General features: G+C 63.6%; 18 protein-coding genes and 1 pseudogene. 9 read left to right on the forward strand and 10 right to left on the reverse strand.

Going from position 1 to position 20480, the window contains the following annotated elements; translation table 11 throughout:
* Window positions 1–84: 84 nt before the first annotated feature.
* The 4 genes from rapZ to uvrA form a co-directional block, all read right to left on the reverse strand.
* On the reverse strand, window positions 85–1002 hold the full coding sequence (gene rapZ / locus KIH77_RS05530; protein ID WP_219100103.1) for an RNase adapter RapZ: 918 nt from the start codon (window positions 1000–1002) through the stop codon (window positions 85–87).
* Window positions 1002–1895 carry a shikimate dehydrogenase gene (locus KIH77_RS05535; protein ID WP_219100104.1) on the reverse strand — a complete coding sequence of 298 codons (894 nt, stop codon included), beginning with the start codon at window positions 1893–1895 and terminating at the stop codon, window positions 1002–1004. Before KIH77_RS05535 ends, rapZ begins: the two co-directional genes overlap by 1 nt.
* A gap of 80 nt (window positions 1896–1975) precedes the next feature.
* Window positions 1976–4318: an excinuclease ABC subunit UvrC gene (gene uvrC / locus KIH77_RS05540; protein ID WP_236024495.1), complete on the reverse strand. Its 2343-nt coding sequence runs from the start codon at window positions 4316–4318 to the stop codon at window positions 1976–1978.
* 3 nt (window positions 4319–4321) lie between these two features.
* Window positions 4322–7240, reverse strand: a complete 2919-nt coding sequence (uvrA, locus tag KIH77_RS05545; protein WP_219100174.1) for an excinuclease ABC subunit UvrA — start codon at window positions 7238–7240, stop codon at window positions 4322–4324.
* A 256-nt stretch (window positions 7241–7496) separates the two neighbouring features.
* Between uvrA and KIH77_RS05550 the strand changes: the two genes are divergently transcribed.
* Together KIH77_RS05550 and KIH77_RS05555 are read left to right on the forward strand one after the other, a co-directional pair.
* Window positions 7497–9902, forward strand: coding sequence for a carbon starvation CstA family protein (locus KIH77_RS05550; RefSeq protein WP_219100105.1), 2406 nt, complete (start codon window positions 7497–7499; stop codon window positions 9900–9902).
* A gap of 146 nt (window positions 9903–10048) precedes the next feature.
* Window positions 10049–10252 (forward strand): YbdD/YjiX family protein, encoded by a 204-nt coding sequence (locus KIH77_RS05555; RefSeq protein WP_236024496.1) that lies wholly within the window; start codon window positions 10049–10051, stop codon window positions 10250–10252.
* 18 nt (window positions 10253–10270) lie between these two features.
* Here the strand turns inward: KIH77_RS05555 and KIH77_RS05560 are convergent, their stop codons facing one another.
* Complete coding sequence (locus tag KIH77_RS05560) at window positions 10271–10639, reverse strand: metallopeptidase family protein (protein WP_219100106.1); 369 nt, start codon at window positions 10637–10639, stop codon at window positions 10271–10273.
* A 247-nt stretch (window positions 10640–10886) separates the two neighbouring features.
* Here KIH77_RS05560 and KIH77_RS05565 point away from each other — a divergent pair, with 247 nt between their 5' ends.
* The 4 genes from KIH77_RS05565 (at window position 10887) to KIH77_RS05580 (ending at window position 14298) form a co-directional block, all read left to right on the forward strand.
* On the forward strand, window positions 10887–12371 hold the full coding sequence (locus KIH77_RS05565; RefSeq protein ID WP_219100107.1) for an MATE family efflux transporter: 1485 nt from the start codon (window positions 10887–10889) through the stop codon (window positions 12369–12371).
* Complete coding sequence (locus KIH77_RS05570) at window positions 12368–12880, forward strand: KdsC family phosphatase (RefSeq protein WP_219100108.1); 513 nt, start codon at window positions 12368–12370, stop codon at window positions 12878–12880. Before KIH77_RS05565 ends, KIH77_RS05570 begins: the two co-directional genes overlap by 4 nt.
* A gap of 113 nt (window positions 12881–12993) precedes the next feature.
* On the forward strand, window positions 12994–13653 hold the full coding sequence (locus KIH77_RS05575; RefSeq protein WP_219100109.1) for a sugar O-acetyltransferase: 660 nt from the start codon (window positions 12994–12996) through the stop codon (window positions 13651–13653).
* A gap of 102 nt (window positions 13654–13755) precedes the next feature.
* Complete coding sequence (locus KIH77_RS05580) at window positions 13756–14298, forward strand: NAD(P)H-dependent oxidoreductase (protein ID WP_219100110.1); 543 nt, start codon at window positions 13756–13758, stop codon at window positions 14296–14298.
* A gap of 106 nt (window positions 14299–14404) precedes the next feature.
* Here the strand turns inward: KIH77_RS05580 and KIH77_RS05585 are convergent, their stop codons facing one another.
* Together KIH77_RS05585 and KIH77_RS05590 are read right to left on the reverse strand one after the other, a co-directional pair.
* Entirely contained in the window at window positions 14405–14695 is a 291-nt protein-coding gene (locus tag KIH77_RS05585; RefSeq protein WP_219100111.1) for a hypothetical protein, read from the reverse strand.
* Between the two features lie 461 nt (window positions 14696–15156).
* Window positions 15157–15624 (reverse strand): hypothetical protein, encoded by a 468-nt coding sequence (locus KIH77_RS05590; protein ID WP_219100112.1) that lies wholly within the window; start codon window positions 15622–15624, stop codon window positions 15157–15159.
* Between the two features lie 323 nt (window positions 15625–15947).
* Here KIH77_RS05590 and KIH77_RS05595 point away from each other — a divergent pair, with 323 nt between their 5' ends.
* Complete coding sequence (locus KIH77_RS05595; RefSeq protein WP_219100113.1) at window positions 15948–16808, forward strand: LysR family transcriptional regulator; 861 nt, start codon at window positions 15948–15950, stop codon at window positions 16806–16808.
* Window positions 16809–16818: 10 nt separating this feature from the next.
* Here the strand turns inward: KIH77_RS05595 and KIH77_RS05600 are convergent, their stop codons facing one another.
* Complete coding sequence (locus tag KIH77_RS05600; protein ID WP_219100114.1) at window positions 16819–17217, reverse strand: cupin domain-containing protein; 399 nt, start codon at window positions 17215–17217, stop codon at window positions 16819–16821.
* A gap of 182 nt (window positions 17218–17399) precedes the next feature.
* Between KIH77_RS05600 and KIH77_RS05605 the strand changes: the two genes are divergently transcribed.
* Both KIH77_RS05605 and KIH77_RS05610 read left to right on the forward strand, forming a co-directional pair.
* Window positions 17400–17981: a sugar O-acetyltransferase gene (locus KIH77_RS05605; RefSeq protein ID WP_219100115.1), complete on the forward strand. Its 582-nt coding sequence runs from the start codon at window positions 17400–17402 to the stop codon at window positions 17979–17981.
* 92 nt (window positions 17982–18073) lie between these two features.
* Window positions 18074–19165 (forward strand): aldo/keto reductase, encoded by a 1092-nt coding sequence (locus KIH77_RS05610; protein ID WP_219100116.1) that lies wholly within the window; start codon window positions 18074–18076, stop codon window positions 19163–19165.
* A 174-nt stretch (window positions 19166–19339) separates the two neighbouring features.
* Here the strand turns inward: KIH77_RS05610 and KIH77_RS10435 are convergent.
* Window positions 19340–19963, reverse strand: a pseudogene (locus tag KIH77_RS10435) (aldo/keto reductase); the annotation flags it as partial.
* Window positions 19905–20477: a flavodoxin gene (locus KIH77_RS05615; protein ID WP_219100117.1), complete on the reverse strand. Its 573-nt coding sequence runs from the start codon at window positions 20475–20477 to the stop codon at window positions 19905–19907. The gene KIH77_RS05615 and the pseudogene KIH77_RS10435, both read right to left, overlap by 59 nt.
* Window positions 20478–20480: the final 3 nt, after the last annotated feature.

Consider the following 20480-nt stretch of genomic DNA (forward strand, 5'->3'; position numbering starts at 1 on the left):
GGTATTCCCACTGTCGCAGCCCAAGATTTCAAGATATGAGATGACGGATTCCCCTCGATGCCGTATAGCCGAAAAAGGGCGGAATCATCGGTGTTTCTTCAGTTCGCGCGCGGAAACGGTGACATTGAGCCCTTGTGAGCGCAAACGCTTGGCCAACGCATTGCTCATCGCCACGGAACGGTGCTGCCCCCCGGTGCATCCGACGGCGATGGTGACGAAATGCTTGTCCTCCCGGGAGTAGCCTTTTATGGCGGTCAGTATCGCCTCGGCATACGAGTCGAGGAATCGTTCGGCACCGTCGCTGGACAACACGTAGTCGCTCACCGGCTTGTCGTTGCCGTTGAGCTCACGCAGCTGCGGCACCCAGAACGGATTGGGCAGGAACCGGACGTCGGCCACGAAATCGGCGTCCAGGGGGATGCCGTACTTGAAACCGAAGCTGAAGATGTGCACCGCCACGGTCGTGGGACCGGTGCCCAACAGGGCGTCGTACAGTTTGGTGGACAGCTCATGAATGCTCAACGACGAGGTGTCGATGACCACGTCGGCCCGTTCCTTGAGATTCGACAGCAGCGTGCGCTCCTCCTCGATGCCGTCGATGAGCCGACGCCCATGCTGCAGCGGATGCGGTCGGCGCACCGATTCATATCGCTGGATGAGCACGTCGTCGGCAGCGTCGAGAAACAGGATGCGGTATTTCACGCCGAGGTCGTCGAGGTGGCTGAATACCTGGGCGAGATCGTCGAAATAGGCGCGGGACCGCACGTCGATGACCGCGGCGAGCTTATGCACCTTGGAACCGGAGGACGTCATCATGTCGACCAGGGGGACGAGCAGGTTCGGAGGCAGGTTGTCGACCACATACCAGCCCATGTCCTCCACACTGTCGGCGGCGCGGGAGCGCCCCGCCCCGGACATTCCCGTGATGAGCAGCACCTCGAAGGAGTCCGCAGGCTGGGGGGATTCGCCGCCCTTGTTTTCGCCGTCGATGTCCGTCGCCATTACAGTACCTCCTCCAGGGCCGTTCGGATGGTTGCGTCGAGGTTCGGCGGGAGTCGGTCGAAATCGGTTCCCGTCATGTATGCGATCTGCGGGATGGCCTGGTACAGCAGCATCTCCTCGCCGCCGATGGCCTTGCCGCCGAGGCTCCTCCATGCCTGGATCAGCTCGGAGGGGCGGGGGTCGTACACCACGTCGAGCAGCACTCCCGGGACCGACCCCTTGGCCAGCCGTCCCAGGCTCATGGCGGTGGAATCCGCCGCATGGGCGGGAATCGTGCTGACGACGATGTTCATGTCCTGCACCGCCTCGACTATCTGCCGCATGGCGATGACATCCACATCCATGCCGAATCCCTGGGCGACGGGGGCCAGCGCGTGGGCCTTCTCCGGCCTGCGGGCGGCGATGGTCACATGCTGTATCTGCATGGTGGACAGCGCGGCGATGGCCGAGACGGCGGTCGAACCGCTGCCGATGACCATGCCGTTGCCCGCCAAGGCCTCGGGGACGGTTCTCCCGCCGTGCTTGAGCACATTGGTCAGGGCGAGGTTGATGCCGGCCACATCGGTGTTGTACAGGCGAATCACCGGCATGCCGGAACCCCTTGACCAGTCGAAGACCGCGGTGTTGGCCACATCGAGCTTCTCCGCCCAACGGTTCGACGGCTCGCCCATCGGCATGATGGCTTTCTTCAGCGGCATCGTCAGGCTCAGCCCGTGCCAGCTGGAATCGAGTTCGCTGATGAAATCGGCAAGGGAGTGCTCATCGACGTCGTGACTGTCGTAGAACCAATCTTCCAGGCCCATGGCCTTGTAGGCGGTGTTGTGGATCAGCGGCGAAAGGGAGTGCGCGATCGGGCTGCCCAGTACGGCGGCGCGATGCCGGATTTCTGTCATGGTGTGCTCCTTGCTTCTCTGCACTCATGCTAGCCCATGGATTGACCATGCGGCCCCGTGATGTTCACCGACGTGCACGCTCACCCGGAAACGCCGCCGTCCGCGGCCTCGTCATGCAACGCGTCGAAGATGGCCGTGGCCTTCTTCTCACCGATGCCCGGGACCTCCATGAGCTCCTCCACGCTTGCGCCGCGCATGACCTTGACGGACCCGAAATGTCTGAGCAGCTTTTTCTGATGGCTTAATCCGATGCCGGGGATGGCGTCCAACGCCGACCGCAGCCCTCCCCTGCTGCGCGTCTCACGATGATAGGTGATGGCGAAACGGTGGGATTCGTCGCGGACGCGCTGCAGCAGGTACATGCCCTCGGACTGCCGTTTGAGGATCACGGGGTAGTCGTCGTCCGGCACCCAGACCTCCTCGAGGCGTTTCGCCAGACCACAGAGCGCCACATCGTCCACGCCGCAGTCGGCCATGGCCTTGGCGGCGGCTGCGACCTGGGGCTGTCCGCCATCGACGACAATGAGGTTCGGCTTGTATGCGAAATGCCGGTGGTCGGTGTTCTGCTGCACGATTCGGGTCGTATCGGCATCCGCATGCCCATCGGCGCCGTCCATATGCGCGACGGCCTTGGCGATCCTCCGCTCGCTGTCGATGCTTTCGCCGGAATCCCCGGCGATGTTGCCATGCCGGAACCGGCGGGTCAGTGTCTCATACAACGCCGTGGTGTCGTCCACCGCCCCCTTGCCGTCCTTGCCTCGGATGGCGAAGCGCCGGTACTCCGATTTCTTGGCGACGCCGTCCTCGAACACCACCATGGAGGCCACTTGGTAGATGCCGCCGACGGTGTTGGAGATGTCGTAGCATTCGATGCGCAATGGCGCCTGCCTGAGGCCGAGCGCCCTGGCCACGTCGTTCATGGCCTCGGTGCGCATGCCGACGTCCTTGATGCGGTTCAGCTTGCTGCGTTGGAGCGACTGCTTCGCATTCGCCATGGCGCGGTCCATGAGATCCTTCTTCTCGCCTCGGGAGACCACGCGGATGGTGACCGTCGATCCGCGCATGCCGCCAAGCCACCGTTCGAGCTCGACGCGCCGTGACGGCTCGATGGGCACGATGATCTCCCTGGGCACCGGTGCGATGGGTGCCAGCAGATCGTCCCTGCCCGTCTGCTCCTGGCGCGCGTTGCGCGACCGGGTGGCCTGGGCCCGGGACGTGGCATCGGTGGCGGTGACGCTCTGCGTCGATCCGATGGCGTTTCTCCGTTCCGAAACGGTGACCGCGGAGCCGTCATGGGAGCGGTCCGCCGACGACGAGGCACGCTCCCCCATCACATCCGAATACACCTGGGTGATGAGGTCGGCCATGAGTTCGTCGTCACCGATATCCTCCACCCGTTCCACGTTCCAGCTTTTCTCGCCACGGATCGTTCCGGCGCGCACGAAGAACGCATGCACGCTCGCCTCCAGTTCGTCTGATTCGAATCCGAACACATCGGCATCGACGTCGGTCCCGAACACGACAGCGTTCTGCTGCAGCACCGTGTTCAGCATGGCGATCTGGTCACGAAGACGCGCGGCCTTCTCGAATTCCAACTCGGCGCTCGCCGCCTTCATGTCGGCGGTCAGCTGCGCCACGTATGACTTGCCCAGCCTTCCGGTCATCACGCCGACGAGCTGTTCGCACATCGTACGGTGCTCCGCCGCCGAGATCCTGCCGATGCAGGGCGCCGAGCATTTGCCTATCGACGCGAGCAGGCAGGGGCGGCCGGTCAGCTGCGCCTTGCGGAACGCGTTGGCGGTGCAGGTGCGCACGGGGAAGCTTTTCAACAGCTTGTCGAGTGATTGCCGCACGTCCCACACCTTCGCGTATGGGCCGAAGTACCGGGTGCCGCGGTGCTTGCGGCTGCGCGTGATCCATACGCGCGGGTACTCGTCGCCGATGGACAGCGCCAGGTACGGGTAGGTCTTGTCATCACGGAACACCACGTTGAACCGTGGATCGAATTCCTTGATCCACGTGTATTCCAGTGTCAGCGCCTCCAGCTCGGTGCCGACGACCGTCCACTCCAGGCTGCGGGCGGTGAGCACCATGGTCTGGGTGCGCGGGTGCATCTGGTACAGCGGCTGGAAATAGTTCGTCAGCCGGTTGCGCAGGTTCTTCGCCTTGCCGACGTAGATCACGCGCCCCTCGCCGTCGCGCCATTTGTAGACGCCGGGCTCGGCGGGGATGTCCCCCGTCTTCGGCCGGAAGAGGTCACGGGAGTCGCCGAGCAGGGGCGCGCCGTTGGCGTTCACCCGAGGCCCGCTCCCCCGCCCGCCGTCGTCCGATATGGAAGGACCGTGGTCCTGGCTGTGCCGCACTTCGTCCGCCGTTCTCTGCCACACCTCGGGCGAATGTCGTTCGAGCATTCCTGAGGCCATGGCTTACCCCAGCATGGGCTTGAGGAACCGCCCGGTCCACGATTCGTCGCATTCGGCGACCTGTTCGGGCGTGCCTTCGGCGACGATGGTGCCGCCGCCGTCGCCGCCTTCCGGCCCGAGGTCGATGATCCAGTCGGCGGATTTGACCACGTCGAGGTTGTGTTCGATCACGATGACCGTGTTTCCCTTGTCGACGAGGCCCTGCAGCACGTCAAGCAGTTTGCGCACGTCCTCGAAGTGCAGTCCCGTGGTCGGCTCATCGAGGATGTATACGGTCTTGCCGTCGGAGCGTTTCTGCAGCTCGGTGGCGAGTTTCACGCGCTGGGATTCTCCACCGGAGAGGGTCGGCGCGGGCTGGCCAAGCCGGATATATCCGAGACCCACGTCCACGAGCGTGTCGAGATAGCGGGCGATGGATGGGTATGCCTTGAAGAAGTCGGCCGCCTCCTCGATGGGCATATTGAGCACGTCGGCGACGGTCTTGCCGTTGTATTTCACCTCGAGCGTCTCGCGGTTGTACCGCTGCCCGTGGCAGACCTCGCAATCCACGTACACGTCGGGCAGGAAGTTCATCTCGATCTTCAGGGTGCCGTCGCCGTGACATGCCTCGCAGCGTCCGCCCTTGACGTTGAACGAGAACCGTCCGGGGCCGTAGCCGCGCACCTGTGCCTCCGGGGTCTTGGCGAACAGCTGGCGGATCTTGTCCCATACGCCGGTGTAGGTGGCGGGGTTGGATCGCGGGGTGCGTCCGATGGGGTTCTGGTCCACGTGGATGACCTTGCGCAGCTGGTCGACGCCCTCCACCCGGGTGTGCTTGCCGGGCACGATGCGCGCGCCGTTGAGTTTGTCGGCGAGCACCGGATAGAGGATGGTGTTCACCAGCGTGGATTTGCCGGAACCGGAGACGCCGGTCACGCACGTGAACACGCCGAGCGGGAAGTTCACCCTGATGTTCTTGAGGTTGTTCTCGCGTGCCCCGACCACGGTGAGCGCCTTCGTCCTGCGCACCTTGCGGCGGCGTTCGGGCACCGCGATGGCGCGTCTGCCGGCGATGTAGTCGCCGGTGATGGACCGTTTGGCGTCGGCGAGATGATTCGCCGGGCCGGAGTAGACGACCTCGCCGCCGTGTTCGCCGGCGCCCGGCCCGATGTCCACCAACCAGTCGGCCTGCTCGATGGTCTCCTGGTCGTGTTCGACCACGATGAGCGTATTGCCGAGGTCACGAAGATGGTGCAGCGTCTCGATGAGCCGTTCGTTGTCACGCTGGTGCAGGCCGATGGAGGGCTCGTCGAGCACGTACATGACGCCCACCAGTCCGGAGCCGATCTGCGTGGCGAGCCTGATGCGCTGCGCCTCGCCGCCGGAGAGCGTGGCCGCAGCGCGTGACAGTGTCAGATAGTCGAGCCCGACGTCGTTGAGGAATCCGAGCCGCGCCCGGATCTCCTTGAGCACCTCGCCGGCGATCATGGCGGCCGAACCGGTGAGCTTGAGCCCGTTCACCCATGCCAGCGCCTTGCGCACGGGCATGTCGCACACGTCGAAGATGGATTTGCCGTCCACGGTCACGGCCAATACCTCCGGCTTGAGTCGGCGGCCGCCGCACTCCTGGCAGGGCACTTCGCGCATGTACGACTCGTAGTACTGCTTCATCGAGTCGGAGTCGGTCTCGTCGTGCCGGCGCATGAGCGTCCTGACCACGCCCTCGAATCCGGTGGAGTACTCACGCAAGCGCCCCCAGCGGTTGCGGTACGAGACCCGCACCTTGAAGTCATGGCCGTACATGATGGCCTGGCGCACGTCCTTCGGCAGGTCCTTCCACGGGGTGTCCATGGAGAACCCCATCTCGTCGGCGAGGCCCTCGAGCACATGACCGTAGTACTGCGACGTCGTCTTCGTGTTCGACCACGGCTCGATGACGCCGTCGGCCAGCGACTTGTCGGGGTCGGATATCACCAGCTCTGGGTCGATCTCCAGCTTGAAGCCCAGGCCCGTGCATACCGGGCAGGCGCCATACGGCGCGTTGAACGAGAACGTGCGTGGTTCGATCTCGTCGAGTTCGAGCTGGTGCCCGTTCGGGCAGCTGCGTTTCTCCGAGAACGGCTGACGTCGTGCAGGGTCCTTTGCGTCGACGTCCACGAAGTCGGCGACGACCACGCCGTTGGCGAGCTTCAGCGCCGTCTCGACGGAGTCGGTGAGGCGCTGCCGCATGCCGTCCTTGACGACCAGACGGTCCACGACCACTTCGATGGTGTGCTTCTTCTGCTTGGTGAGCTTGATGTCGTCGGACAGCTGCGTCATCTTCCCGTCGATGAGCGCTCGGGCGTAGCCGTCGGACCGCAGCAGCTCGAGCATCTCGACGAACTCGCCCTTGCGTCCCTTGACCACGGGCGCGAGAATCTGGAAACGCGTCCTTTCGGGCCGCGACATGAGCGTGTCGACGATCTGCTGTGGCGTCTGCGCGGTGACTAGTTCGCCGCATTCCGGGCAGTGTGGCACGCCCGTCCTGGCGAAAAGCAATCGCAGATAGTCGTATATCTCGGTGATGGTGCCGACGGTCGAGCGCGGGTTGCGGTTCGTGGTCTTCTGGTCGATGGATACGGCAGGGCTCAGGCCTTCGATGAAATCGACGTCGGGCTTGTCCATCTGGCCGAGAAACTGCCTCGCATACGCGGACAGCGACTCCACGTACCGCCGCTGGCCTTCGGCGAACAGCGTGTCGAACGCCATCGACGATTTGCCCGAGCCGGAGAGCCCCGTGAAGACGACCATCCTGTTGCGGGGGAACGCCAGGTCGACGTTCTTGAGATTATGCTCGCGCGCACCCTGTATCACGATCTTTCGGTCGTTGGGCACGGACGACAGATCGGCCACCAACGAGCCTTCCGCCTCCTTGCCGTCGTGAAGCCATGCAACGGATTCCATGGCGGTGTTCGCTTTTGCCACTGTTCCCTACCTCGATGTTTCCTCACCACGTTTTTGCCGCATCCCAGAATACCGCATCACGACGCAATCTTCGAACAGCTGTTCGACGGCGGCGTAAACGCCTCAACGCCGCCTACGAAACACGACGGAAACATGTAGATGAATTCAGCGAAAAACACCCTTGACAGTCCCGTTCCTCCAACGTATCTTTACAAATCAGAAACGCAAAGTCGCGTTTCCGTAAGGAGAAGGGGCCATGTCAACAACAGTGGCTGAACGCAAGGAGATTCCCTCCTACACAAAAGAAGAGGAATCCCGCATCATCAGGAACAAGCAGGGTGTCCCCGTAGGAGTGGAGCCCGATTACAAATGGACGCCGAAGAAGGTGATCATCTGGGTGATCATCACCGCTCTGGGTGTTCTCGCGTGGACGATGATCGCCATCGTCCGTGGCGAGCAGGTCGACACGATCTGGTTCGTCATCGCGGCCGTGTGTACCTATGCGATCGCATACCGCTTCTACGCGTTGTACATCCAGCAGAAGATCATGAAGCCCGATGACCGCAACGCCACGCCGTCCGAACGCATCAACAACGGCAAGGACTTCGACCCCACCAACCGCGTGGTGCTCTACGGCCACCACTTCGCCGCCATCGCCGGCGCCGGCCCGCTCGTCGGACCGATCCTCGCCGCGCAGATGGGCTACCTGCCCGGCACGATCTGGATCATCGTGGGCGTGTGCCTCGCCGGCGCCGTGCAGGACATGCTCGTCCTGTTCTTCTCGATGCGACGCGGCGGCCGTTCCCTCGGCCAGATGGCCAAGGATGAGATCGGCCACATCGGCGGCTCCGTCGCCACCATCATCGTGTTCGTCATGCTGATGATCGTGCTCGCCGTGCTCGCCATGATCTGCGTGAACGCGCTCGCCGCCTCCCCGTGGGGCGTGTTCTCCGTGGGCTGCACCATCCCGATCGCCATCTGCATGGGCCTGTGGCTGCGCTACGTGCAGCCCGGCAAGATCACCGAGGTGTCCATCGTCGGCTTCGCCGTGCTGATCTTCGTCATCATCGCGGGCCGCTGGGTGTCCGAGTCCTCGTTCGGCCAGCAGTACCTGCACCTGTCCCCCACCGCACTGGTGTGGTGCATGGTCATCTACGGCTTCTTCGCCGCCATCCTGCCGGTCTGGCTGCTGCTGACGCCTCGTGACTACCTCTCCACGTTCATGAAGGTCGGCACGATCTGCATCCTCGCCCTCGGCATCATCATCGTCCGTCCGATCGTCGAGATGCCCGCCGTCACCGCCTTCGCCACCAACACGGACGGTCCGGTGTTCGCAGGCGCCATCTTCCCGTTCCTGTTCATCACCATCGCCTGCGGCGCCCTCTCCGGCATGCACGCCATGGTCTCCTCCGGCACCACGCCGAAGATGATCCAGAAGGAAAGCCAGACCCGCATGATCGGCTACGCCGGCATGCTCATGGAGTCGTTCGTGGCCGTCATGGCCATCGTCGCCGCCATCTCCCTCAACCAGGGCATCTACTTCGGTATGAACACGTCCGAGGCCACCAGCGAGAAGCTCGCCGGCCCGGCCGTCGTGCAGGTCGCCAAGGACAAGGAGGACATCATGGCCGCGGCCGTGAAGAACCTCGGCGTCACCGACGTGCACGGCAACAAGATTCACGCCGAATGGGACTCCTGGGACGCCAACGGCAATGACAAGGTCTACACCGACGCCGACGCGTACCGCCAGCTCGCCAAGGACGTGGGCGAACCCTCCGTCGTCTCCCGTACCGGCGGCGCGCCTACACTGGCCGTCGGCATGGCGCACATCCTGCACCAGATAGGCGGTGGACGGGCGATGATGGGCTTCTGGTATCACTTCGCCATCATGTTCGAGGCCCTGTTCATCCTCTCCGCCGTGGATGCCGTGACACGAGTCGCACGATTCCAGCTGTCCGACGCGTTGGGCAACATCTGGCCGAAGTTCAAGGACCCGTCATGGCGCATCGGCGCATGGTCCTGCACGGCGGTCGTCGTCGCGGCGTGGGGTTCGCTGCTGCTCATGGGCGTCACCGATCCTCGAGGCGGCATCCAGACGCTATACCCGCTATTCGGTATAGCCAACCAGCTGATAGCCGCCGTGGCATTGCTCGTGGTCACCGTGATGGTGGTACGCAAGGGCTTCGTCAAGTACGCGTGGATTCCGCTGATTCCGCTGGTGTTCGACACGGCCGTGACCTTCGTGGCGTCGTGGCAGAAGATCTTCTCCACCGATTCCGCCGTCGGCTACTGGCAGCAGTGGCGTGACGCCAACGCGAAACTGGCCACGCTGACCGACCCCGAGCAGATCGCCATCGAAAAGGCCATCGTGCGCAACACGTTCATCCAGGGCACGCTTTCGGCCGTGTTCCTTGTCACCGTGGCGTTCGTCATGGTATGCGGCATCATCCGCATCGTGCAGACCATCCGCACCAAGGACACCGCCACCAGCGAGGATCCGTTCGTCGAGTCCAACTTCTTCGCCCCGGTGACGATGATTCCGTCCAAGCTCGACCGCAAGCTCGTCAAGGAGTACGCGATCGTCGGCGACCCGGAGCTCATCCCCGGTCTCAGCCGCGAGCAGCGCGACGAGATGGAGGGCAAGGCCAAGCAGCCGGCGTGACATGCGCCCGCCACTAGGCCGATGATATGACATTATGGCCACCGAATCGGATCAGTTCCGTTCGGTGGCCATAATGGATTTCGGGACTGTTTTTCGTGATTGTTCGGGATATCGGACCGAGGAAAACGGTCCAAGGAGATGCAGAGATGAATGTGAATATGACGACGATACGCGACACCTGGCACGAGTTCCGCGCGTTCTGGCGCGACCTGACCGGGGAGAACGCCTATGACCGCTACGTCGAGCGCCACCGCCGCAACCATCCCGACCATGAGCCGATGAGCGAACGCGAGTTCTGGCGCGCCCGCGACGACTTCCACGAGACCCACCAGTCGACCGGCTGCTGCTGATGCCGCCGCTCGGCACCATCAGTATCCGTGGGCGTGCAGGTAGTCGTCGTCGAAGCCGAAGTAGTGGCCGATTTCGTGCATGACGGTTTTGCGTATCTGGGCGACGAGTTCCTCATGGGTGTCGCAGATACGTTCGTGGGGTCCTTTGAAGATGGTGATGATGTCCGGCATCACTCCCCCGTAGCTGTTTGTTCGTTGTGGCAGTGGTATGCCTTCATAGAGGCCGAGAAGTTCGCCGCATGGGTCGTCCATGGTGGCGAGTTCACGTTCGTTGGGTTCGTCGTCCATGGCGATGCCGATGTTGTCGAGCGCCCCGTGGAAGCGTTCGGGCATCAGACCCAACGCTTCCCCTATGGCCGCCTCGAACTCCTCGTCGCTGATTCTCATTGGCGTTCTCTTTCCGTCGTCGCTGATGGTTTCGTTTCCCACTGTTCCCCACCCCTGTGACTTTTGTCCGTCGATTTCCGCGCGATGCATCGACGGTGCTCCCCCGTTCGCGGTTGGATCGGCGTGCAATCCTCGCACAATCGATGATTGTCCAGACCAATGCGGTTTACTACGCAATGGAATGTCCTGCGGACGGAATGTTCACGCCCGCGAGAGAGGAATGGAAAACAGCGTTCAGAGGTTGTTGATGGATAGCGAACTGTTTGAGAGGGCGCCGATTCCGAAGGCGTATTTCAGTCTGGCGATGCCGGTGGTGATGAGCATGCTCGTCACGCTGGTCTACAACATGGTGGACACGTACTTCATCGCGCATACCGGCGATGCGAACATGGTGGCGGGCGTTTCGCTGTCGGCCCCGGTGTTCATGGTGATGATCGCCATCGGCGACATCTTCGGACTGGGCGGCAGTTCGGTTATCTCGCGTCTGTTCGGCCAGCATCGGTATGCGGATGGCAGACGTCTGAGTGTGTTCAGCTTCTATGGGTCGCTGCTGATCGGCGTGTTGATTCTCGTCTTTGGTTTGGTGTTTCGTGGGCCGATCCTGTCGATGCTGGGCGCGAATGAGGCGACGTGGGTCCATGCGTCCGCGTATTACACGTGGATCATCATTGGTTCGCCATTGATCATCGTGTCGATGACGCCGGTGAACCAATTGCGTACGGAAGGGCATGCGGTACCGTCGATGATCGGGCAGATCGCGGGCACGGTGCTGAACATCATCCTCAATCCGTTGTTCATCCATGTGCTGGGCTGGGGTGCGGCCGGTTCGGCCATCGCGACCGTGCTGGCCAATGTGTGCACCGACGCCTATCTCGTCTGGTTCCTCGTGTTCCGTAGTACGAATCTGTCCGTCGATCCGCGGCTTATGCTCATGCGGGTTTCCGGCACTCCGCGCAGGCCTTCGACGAAGAATTACGGCAAGGCGTTCGTGGAGCGGCCGGTGCCGGTGCGTCGCCGTCTGCTGAACATCTCCGGATTGGAGGTCAAGGACATTCTCGTCATCGGCATTCCCGCCGCCATCACGAATCTCACGCAGAGCTTCGGCATCGTCATGGTGAACCTGTATCTGCTGCGTTACGGCAACGATCCGGTGGCGGCCATGGGCATCGCGCTGAAGGTGGTGATGATCGCCGTGTCCGTGTTCGTGGGCTTCGCGTTCGGCGCGCAGGCGCTCATCGGCTACAACTATGGCGCACGCAACATGCGACGGCTGGCGGGCATCCTCAGGTTCTCCTATATCTTCCTCAGCTGTTTCGCCATCGTCATGACCATCATCCTCAGCATATTCGACCGGGAGCTCATGGGCTTCTTCATCAACGACCCGCATATCATCGATCTCGGCGCCGGCATGCTGCGCGTACAGCTGCTGAGCCTCGTCTGCGTCGGCATCGTCATGGTGACCACGTGCACGTTCCAGTCGACAGGCAAGGCCATGGGGGCGTTCATCCTGTCCATCAGCCGTCAGGGCGTGGTGCTGGTCATCGTGCTGGCGGTCGCGTCCCGCATCGGCGGCTATCAGGGCGTCATCGCCTCGCAGGCCATCGCCGACCTGATAACGGCAGCCATGGCGGGAATCCTGTTCGTCGTCATGCTTCCGGAACTGCGTGGCGGCGGGCGGAAGGACATCGCTGCTGGTGTCGCCGGTGAAACCAAGGAGAAGACGGAATCATGACCATTCGACTTCTGGTGATGGACGTCGACGGCACGCTGACCGACGGTGGCATATTCATCGGCCCGGACGGCGAGGCGATGAAGGCGTTCAACGCCAAGGACGGCTACGGCGTCAAGCATCTGCTGCCGGACGCCGGCATCGAACCGATGATCATCACGGGACGCAGGTCACGCATCCTCGAACGCCGTGCGGGCGAACTCGGCATCACGGCCCTCTATCAGGGCGTGCACGACAAGCTGCCGCTATTGCGACGACTCATGGACAAGCGCGGTCTGGACGTCTCCGAGGTCGCCTACATCGGCGACGACCTCAACGATCTGGAGGCCATACGGTTCGCCGGGGTCTCCGGCTGCCCGGCCGACGCGACGCAGGGCATCATCGACGTCGTCGACTACGTGTGCCGGCGGAACGGAGGACGGGCCGCCGTACGGGAATTCATCGAATACCTGATCCGGCTGAACGACGACAGTCGGGGCCAACACCAGGCATTGATGCCCTCGTCGCGATGAACGCACCGACCCGGCCCCGCTGTTCTCCACGCCAATATGTACGCTTGTACAAAACGGCGGTTTCGCATGAGGGGAAACGCCGGCGTAATGAATTTGGGACAAAGGAGCCGCAAATGCCGCGATATGACGTCACCGCCGACCTCACGGCCGAAGGGCGAATCGAATGGGAACGCATGGTGTCGGGCGAGGTCTATCAGGACAGCCATCCGGAAATCGAACGCAAACGCGCCGAGGCGAAGCGGCTGTTCGTGGCATACAACCGAACCGACTACGAAGACGTGGAACGCCGAAGGGAAATCATGGAACGCCTGTTCGCCTCCGTGGGCGACGACGTGTTCATCGAACCGAACTTCCGCTGCGAGATCGGGCGCAACATCTCGATAGGCTCCCATGCGTACATCAACTTCGACTGCGTGATGCTCGACAATGCGCCGATCACGCTCGGCGACTATGTGTGGATCGCACCGATGGTCGGGCTGTTCGCCACCAATCATGCGCTGGACTTCGAGGAGCGCAAGGCGGGCGCCTGCCGGGCGAGGCCGATCGTCATCGGCGACGGCGTATGGCTCGGCGGCCACGTGACGGTGCTGGGCGGCGTGACCATCGGCCGCGGTTCGGTGATCGGCGCCGGGTCGGTGGTCACCCGGGACATTCCCGAGGGCGTGGTGGCCGTGGGCAATCCCGCGCGCGTGGTGAGAACCATCACCGAGAAGGACCGCACCGGATTCCTCGACCGCCTCGCCGCCCGCGACTCCGCGCGGGAAGGCGCGTGAGCCCGCGGTCCGGATTCCCCGCCGAGCGATACCGGCACTCCGGTATCACCGCCCCGGTATCATCGCTGGTGAATGCATACGCCTTTCGGCAAAGGAGCGATCATGGCAGAAGACTTCGAAAACACGCTGGTGCTGGTGTTCCACCCCAATCTGGAATCCGAATCCGTGGCCAACAGGCGACTGGCCGAGGCCGCGCGGGGCGTCGACGGCGTGACGGTGCGTGACGTGTATGCGCTCTACCCGGACGGCGACATCGACGTGGCCGCCGAACAGTCCGAACTGCTCAAGGCCGACCGTATCGTCTGGCAGTTCCCGATTTACTGGTATTCCTCGCCGTCCCTGCTCAAGGAGTGGGAGGACAGGGTGCTCGCCTACGGCTGGGCGTACGGCCCGGGCGGCGACAAACTCGCCGGCAAGACGATCATGTGCGCCGTGACCGCCGGCAGCACCGAGGACGAGTACCAGGAGGACGGCAGGTTCCGCGCCACCATGGACGAAACGCTCAATCCGATGCGCATCACCACCGAATACGTGGGCGCACAGTGGGTGGAACCCTTCGCCGTATACGCCTGCACGCCGGAGGGCCTGACCGAGGAACGTCTGGCCGACGCCGCCGAGCGGTATGCGGAGGTTCTGCGCGCCTAGACGGCCGATGCCCATCCCGACTGTCGTGGGCCGTGGAACCGTGGACTTCGCAGTCGCGCCGGTTCCGCGGCCCGTATCGATTGCCCGTCTTCGGCAGCAGGCCGGTTCAGACGAACAGTCCCACCATCTGCGTGACCAGCAGGATGAGCAGGGCGCAGGCTACGACGAACCACACGCCGCCGACCACGGCCACGCCGATGCCGACGGGCTTGCACCATGAGGGTACAGGCCTTCGCTTGTACCGGCGCCAGGCCAGCCAAGCCAACAGTGCGGCCCCTTCGACGGCGAGCAGAAAGGCCAATCCGAGGCAGACGCCCGCGCCGACGGCCAAGGCGGCGCCCACGCCCAAGGCAACCAGTCCGAGGGTCATCGCGGCCAACATGCCGACATAGAGCACGATCAACAGTATGAACAGCCCGGCGATGATCATCGATTGCTCCCCTCGGTCTCCGATTCGTTCCGTGTCCCCATTATCCCCGCCATATCGGTCCGCCGGCTGTGACGACACCGTCCATCCCCGTTTGTTCATGCCGTGTTCACGTCACCGAACGTCCGTGAGGAGGACATGCGCGTAGGAGTGCATCCGTTCGCGGGTGAGTGGCACATCCGCTCCTCTATGCAAGGTTGTGGTACGTCTCTTGGTCGACGGGTTCGAGCCATTCGTTGGACGCGCCCTCGCGTTTCGGCATGATGGCGACGTGCGCGAACGCCTCCGTCGGAGCCGCGCCGTGCCAATGCTTGGTCTCCGGCGGGATGCAGGCCACGTCGCCGGGCTTCAGCTCGGCCGGTCTCCCCTTCCACGACGGAACTCAAGCACTTGAAGTTAATAGCCGCGGCATATGCCCAAACATACGCTAATCACAGCAGCAGGGTGCGAGAGCGCGGGTCATAACGACCGGCCGCCGGCATGTCGTCGCAGGGAGTGTCGGACGCAAGTGCGCGGAATCCTTCAAGCCGAATCCATTCTCCATGCACGTGAAGCATTGCCGCACACCATCGGTCGTCATACCGTGCCGGGACCGCAACGATGCGGTCGGCGTATGCACCGAAAACAATGACGTCGATGCGCGTATGAGGTCTGGACGGGTCGGCGACGAGTGTCACGCCGTGCCACAGACTCACCACGGCCACCGGAGCCTTCTTCACTCGCTCCCGACACACGAGCCAGAACATCACGGCGAAGGACGCGACGATACCCACCGCCATGATCGCCGGCGAATCGATGCGGATGGGGCTGCCATGATGGATGCTGGAATGGTCTGGCAGTTCACTCATACGGACGCCTTTGAACTCAAAGATGAGCAGGGCGAGGACCAGCATCGCCACGAACACCATGTATACGATGAACAACGCAGATGGCCGCTGGCTGCGCAGCACGCGGGCCGCCAACGTCGGATCCCCACGGATCCATCCCGCGGATGATGTCCGATGGGCCGGACCGACGCCATCCAGGTCCGGCCCATCGGACGGAATGCTCGCGGCACGCCGCCCGTCATATGGAGAATGCCCCTTCACCGGCGCCTCTTTTCCGTACGCATCGTCTTCAAAAAACAAGACTCACCCATCAGCATACGCGGTCATGCCCCGGACAGTCCCCGGCCTCTACAATGAAATATGCCGGACATCGAAACGACAGAAGGGACGGAACCATGGAACTGCGCGTGCTCAGGTATTTTCTGGCGGTGGCCGAGGAAGGCAACATCACATGGGCGGCGCAGTTGCTGCGCATCTCCCAGCCGACGCTGTCACGCCAGTTGAAGCAGCTCGAGGAGGAGCTGGGCGTCACGTTGTTCGAGCGCGGCAGCCATGCCATCACGCTGACCGAGGAGGGACGGCTGCTGCGCGAGAGGGCGCAGACCATCGTGTCCCTGGCGGACAAGACCGAGATCGACCTGAAACGCTCCTCGGGCGAATTGGCGGGCGACATCACTGCCGGCTGTGGCGAGGTGGGCGGCATGACGTATCTGGCGCGTCGCATGGCCGAGTTTCGTAAGACCCATCCGGCAGTGCACTTCCACGTGGTCAGCACCACGGCGGACGTCATCCAGGACCAACTCGAACAGGGCCTCATGGATTTCGGACTGCTCGCCGACCCGGTGGACACCGAGCGGTATGAGTACCTGCACACGAGTATCAGCGACCATTGGGTGGCGATGGTGCCCGACGGGCATCCGCTGCGGACCCGCGAGTCGCTGACGCCGGAGGACCTCATCGGCGAGCCGCTGCTGCTGCCCTCACGCGAACCGGTGCGGCGCGTGGTAATGCACTGGTTCGGTTCCCTAGCCCCGCGGACGATCATCGCCGGCACGTGCAATCTCCCGGCGAATGGTGCGGCGATGGCGGCGAGCGGATTGGGACTGTACCTGTGCCTCGACTACGGCGCCTCGTATCCGGGTGTGCGCGCGATGCCGCTCACACCGACCTTCGAGAGCAGTTCCGTGCTCGTATGGAAGAGGCAGGGCGTCTCCTCCCCCGTTGCCGGTGCGTTCGCCCGGTTCCTTCGCGCGTGACGGAGCCGGTTCAGGCGAGTCTGCGGTACACCTCCTCGTCGACGGGTTCGAGCCACTCGTTGGAGGCCCCTTCGCGCTTCGGCATGATGGCGATGTGCGCGAACGCCTCGTTCGGGGCGGCGCCGTGCCAGTGCTTGGTCTCCGGCGGGATGTAGGCCACGTCGCCGGGCTTCAGCTCGACCGGCTCCCGCCCCTCGATCTGGTAGTAGCCGCGTCCGCCCACGGCGAGCAGGATCTGGCATACGCCGTGGTGGATGTGCCAGTGGTTCGTGCAGCCCGGCTCGAACGTCACGTTCGCGACGTTCACCTGGTCGTCGCCGGCGAGCGGCGCGAGATAGCTTTGCCCTTCGAAATACTGCGCGTAGGCGTCATTCGGCTTCCCCATCGGGAATGCGCTCGGGTTCTCCATGGTGTTTCGTCCTTTCTGTCGTTGTATCGGTATCCATTACACGACCATCGTCGCGTTCGCGCCAATAGCGTCGCCCCATACGTGTCCATGCCTCACGCGCATGGATGGCCATCGAACGACACTATTGGCCGGCTTTCCCCGACCGCGGTTCAATGGGACCGACTTCGGAAAGGACCGCGATCATGAGCGTCAGCACTGCCATACCCGTAACGGACATCCTCACCCGCGACCGGAACGGCGAACCCATCGACCCCGCCGAGCCGGATTACGCCGTCATCGGCCGGATCATCAACGAGACGAAACGACTGTGCGCCGAGCTCAACACCGACTATCACGAGACGGACGAGGTCCACGCGATGTTCGAACGCATCGTGGGACATCCGGTCGACCCCACGTTCCGGCTCAACCCGCCGTTCCACACGGATTTCGGCCATAACATCGAGGTCGGGCGCGACGTGTTCATCAACTGGGGGTGCACGCTGATGGACCGCGGCGGCATCTCGATCGGCGACGGCACGTTCCTGGGGCCGAACGTGCAGCTCATCACTATCAACCATGATCGAGACCCGCGCAAACGCGCCACGACTATCAGCCGGCCGATCGTCATCGGCCGCAACGTGTGGATCGGGGCGAGCGCCATCGTATTGCAGAACGTGACCATCGGCGACGGGGCGACCATCGGCGCGGGCGCCGTCATCACCCACGACGTGCCGGCCGGCGCGATAGCGGCCGGCGTGCCCGCCAAGGTCATCGGACACGTCTGAAGGACGCACCATTCATCGCAGATCAATCTCCGAACAATCCACGCGGACCGCGCCAGGACAATCGCGCACATCAACACATCAGGAGGCAACACATGACGTGCATCGACAACAACAGCTCCACACATGACAACACGGTCACGCCAATCGGCCTGACCACACGCACGCTGGGTACCGGCAAAGCCGCGCTTGAGGTCTCGGCAATCGGTCTGGGCTGCATGGGGTTCACGATGAGCTGGCCGCCGTTCCTGCCGCACGACGAGTCCATCCGCGTGATCCGCACCGCCTACGAGATGGGCGAACGTTTCTTCGACACGGCCGAGGTGTACGGCCCGTTCACCAACGAGGAACTGGTCGGCGAGGCGCTGGAGCCGTTCCGCGACGACGTGGTCATCGCCACCAAGTTCGGCTTCGCGCTGCACGGCGGATTCGGCGAGGACGAAGGCGAGGCGCGATTGGACGCATCCGGCCGCGTGCAGCAGACCGACTCGCGTCCCGAGACGATCCGCAAGGCCGTGGAGGGCTCGCTCAAACGTCTGCGCACCGACCACATCGACCTGTGCTACCAGCACCGCGTGGACACCAAGGTGCCGATCGAGGACGTGGCCGGCGTGATGGGCGAACTCATGGACGAGGGCAAGATCCTGCGCTGGGGCCTGTCCGAGGCGGCACCCGCCACCGTGCGCCGAGCCCATGCGGTCACCCCGGTCACGGCCGTGCAGAACGAGTACTCGATGTGGTGGCGCAAGCCCGAGGAGGAGCTCATCCCCACCCTCGAGGAGCTCGGCATCGGACTGGTGCCGTTCAGCCCGCTCGGCAAGGCGATGCTCGTCGGACGGTTCACGTCCGCCACCCGATTCGCCGCCGACGACTACCGCAGCCGCATCCCCCGGTTCGCGCCCGAGCATATGGCGCACAACATCCGCATGGGCGAATACGTGCAATCATTGGCCGAGTCGAAGGGCGTCGCGCCCGCGCAGATCGCACTCGGCTGGCTGCTTGCGCGGAAGCCCTGGATCGCGCCGATTCCCGGCACCAAGCACATCGACCGTCTGCGGCAGAACCTCGGCGGCGCGGCCGTCACATTCACGCCGGAGGAGCTCGCCGACATCGACCGTCATCTCGACTCGATCCGCATCGAAGGCGCCCGCTACCAGCCCACGCAGGAGGCCCTCACCAACCACTGACCCGGCCATAAAGAGCCTAAGCCCGTCAACGAACAGCAATCGCGAGAATGACGCCGTCGCAATGCAATCAGTGGTTGAACGCCATGACGCCGACGAGCCTGTGCGGCACGTACGGGCTTCCAGGTAGGCGATCTCCTCGTCCGTCAGATGCACGTCGAAGGCGGCGAGCGCGCTGTATGGGGTCATGGCGATGTTGTCCTCATGGCACAGTTTCGTCAGTTCGCGTTCGTCCTCGCGGGCGATGAGGTTGTAGTGGCTTTGGATGGACGCGAATTTGGCCCAGCCGTTCTTTTCGGCGAGCGCGTTCATTTTGGCGAGCTGGCAGGCGTAGCAGTTGGAGATGCCGATGGCGCGCGCCTTGCCGGCCTTGACGGCCTCGTTCATGCCTTCCATGATCTCGGCCATGTCGGTGTGGTAGTCCCACATGTGGCAGATGTACAGGGCGACGTAGTCGAGGCCGAGGCAGTCGAGTGAGCGCAGGAACGCGGGACGCGCGAGCTCATAGGAGGTGTCCGTGACCCACAGTTTCGTGGACACGAACAGTTCCCCGCGCGGAATGCCGGACGCGGCGATCGCGCGGCCGACCGCCTCCTCGTTGAGATAGGCGGCGGCTGTGTCGATGTACCGGTAACCGGCCGCCAGCGCCTCGCCCACCGCGCGCTCGCAGTCGGCGGGGTCGTCCATTTTGCGCGTGCCGCCGACGGATCTGTCGGCGATGTTCCCTCGGCGCACGTCCTCGTTACCGGCGGATTGCCATAAGCCAATCCTTGACGGAACTCGAAACGGCGACCACGTCATACTGGGCGGTTGCGCCGCGCAGTTCCAGCCCGTCGAGCACGGTCGTGCCGGTGATGCGCGCGATGGACGATGCCGTGTCGGCCAGCCCGCTGCCTTCATGCGTGCAGAACGGCGCGATGGTCACGCCTGTCCAGTCGCGGCTTTCGAGGAATGTATAGACGGGCATCGGCATGTCCGACCACCAGATCGGGTAGCCGAGGAACACGGTGCTTGCATGTTCGAGAGCGGCGTGCGCCGCCGTGTCGCCCTGCAGCGTGAACGGCGGCCGCGCATGGCCCTTGCGTTCGGCCGTTGCCTGCGCCACGGCTTCGTCGTAGACGTGCGGGTACGGTTCGACCGGCGTGATCTCGATGGTCGGCGCGCCGGTCCGACGGGTGATCTCGGCGGCGACGTTGGCCGTGTTGCCGATTTCGATCTCCCCTACCGCGTAGTTCTCACCGGTGCGGGAGAAGTATGCGATCACGGCGTTGCTCGGATTGACGGTGCCTCCTGCGAATGCGTGTTGTGTGGCCATATG

The sequence above is a fragment of the Bifidobacterium pluvialisilvae genome (genome assembly GCF_019331695.1).
GTDB lineage: Bacteria > Actinomycetota > Actinomycetes > Actinomycetales > Bifidobacteriaceae > Galliscardovia > Galliscardovia pluvialisilvae.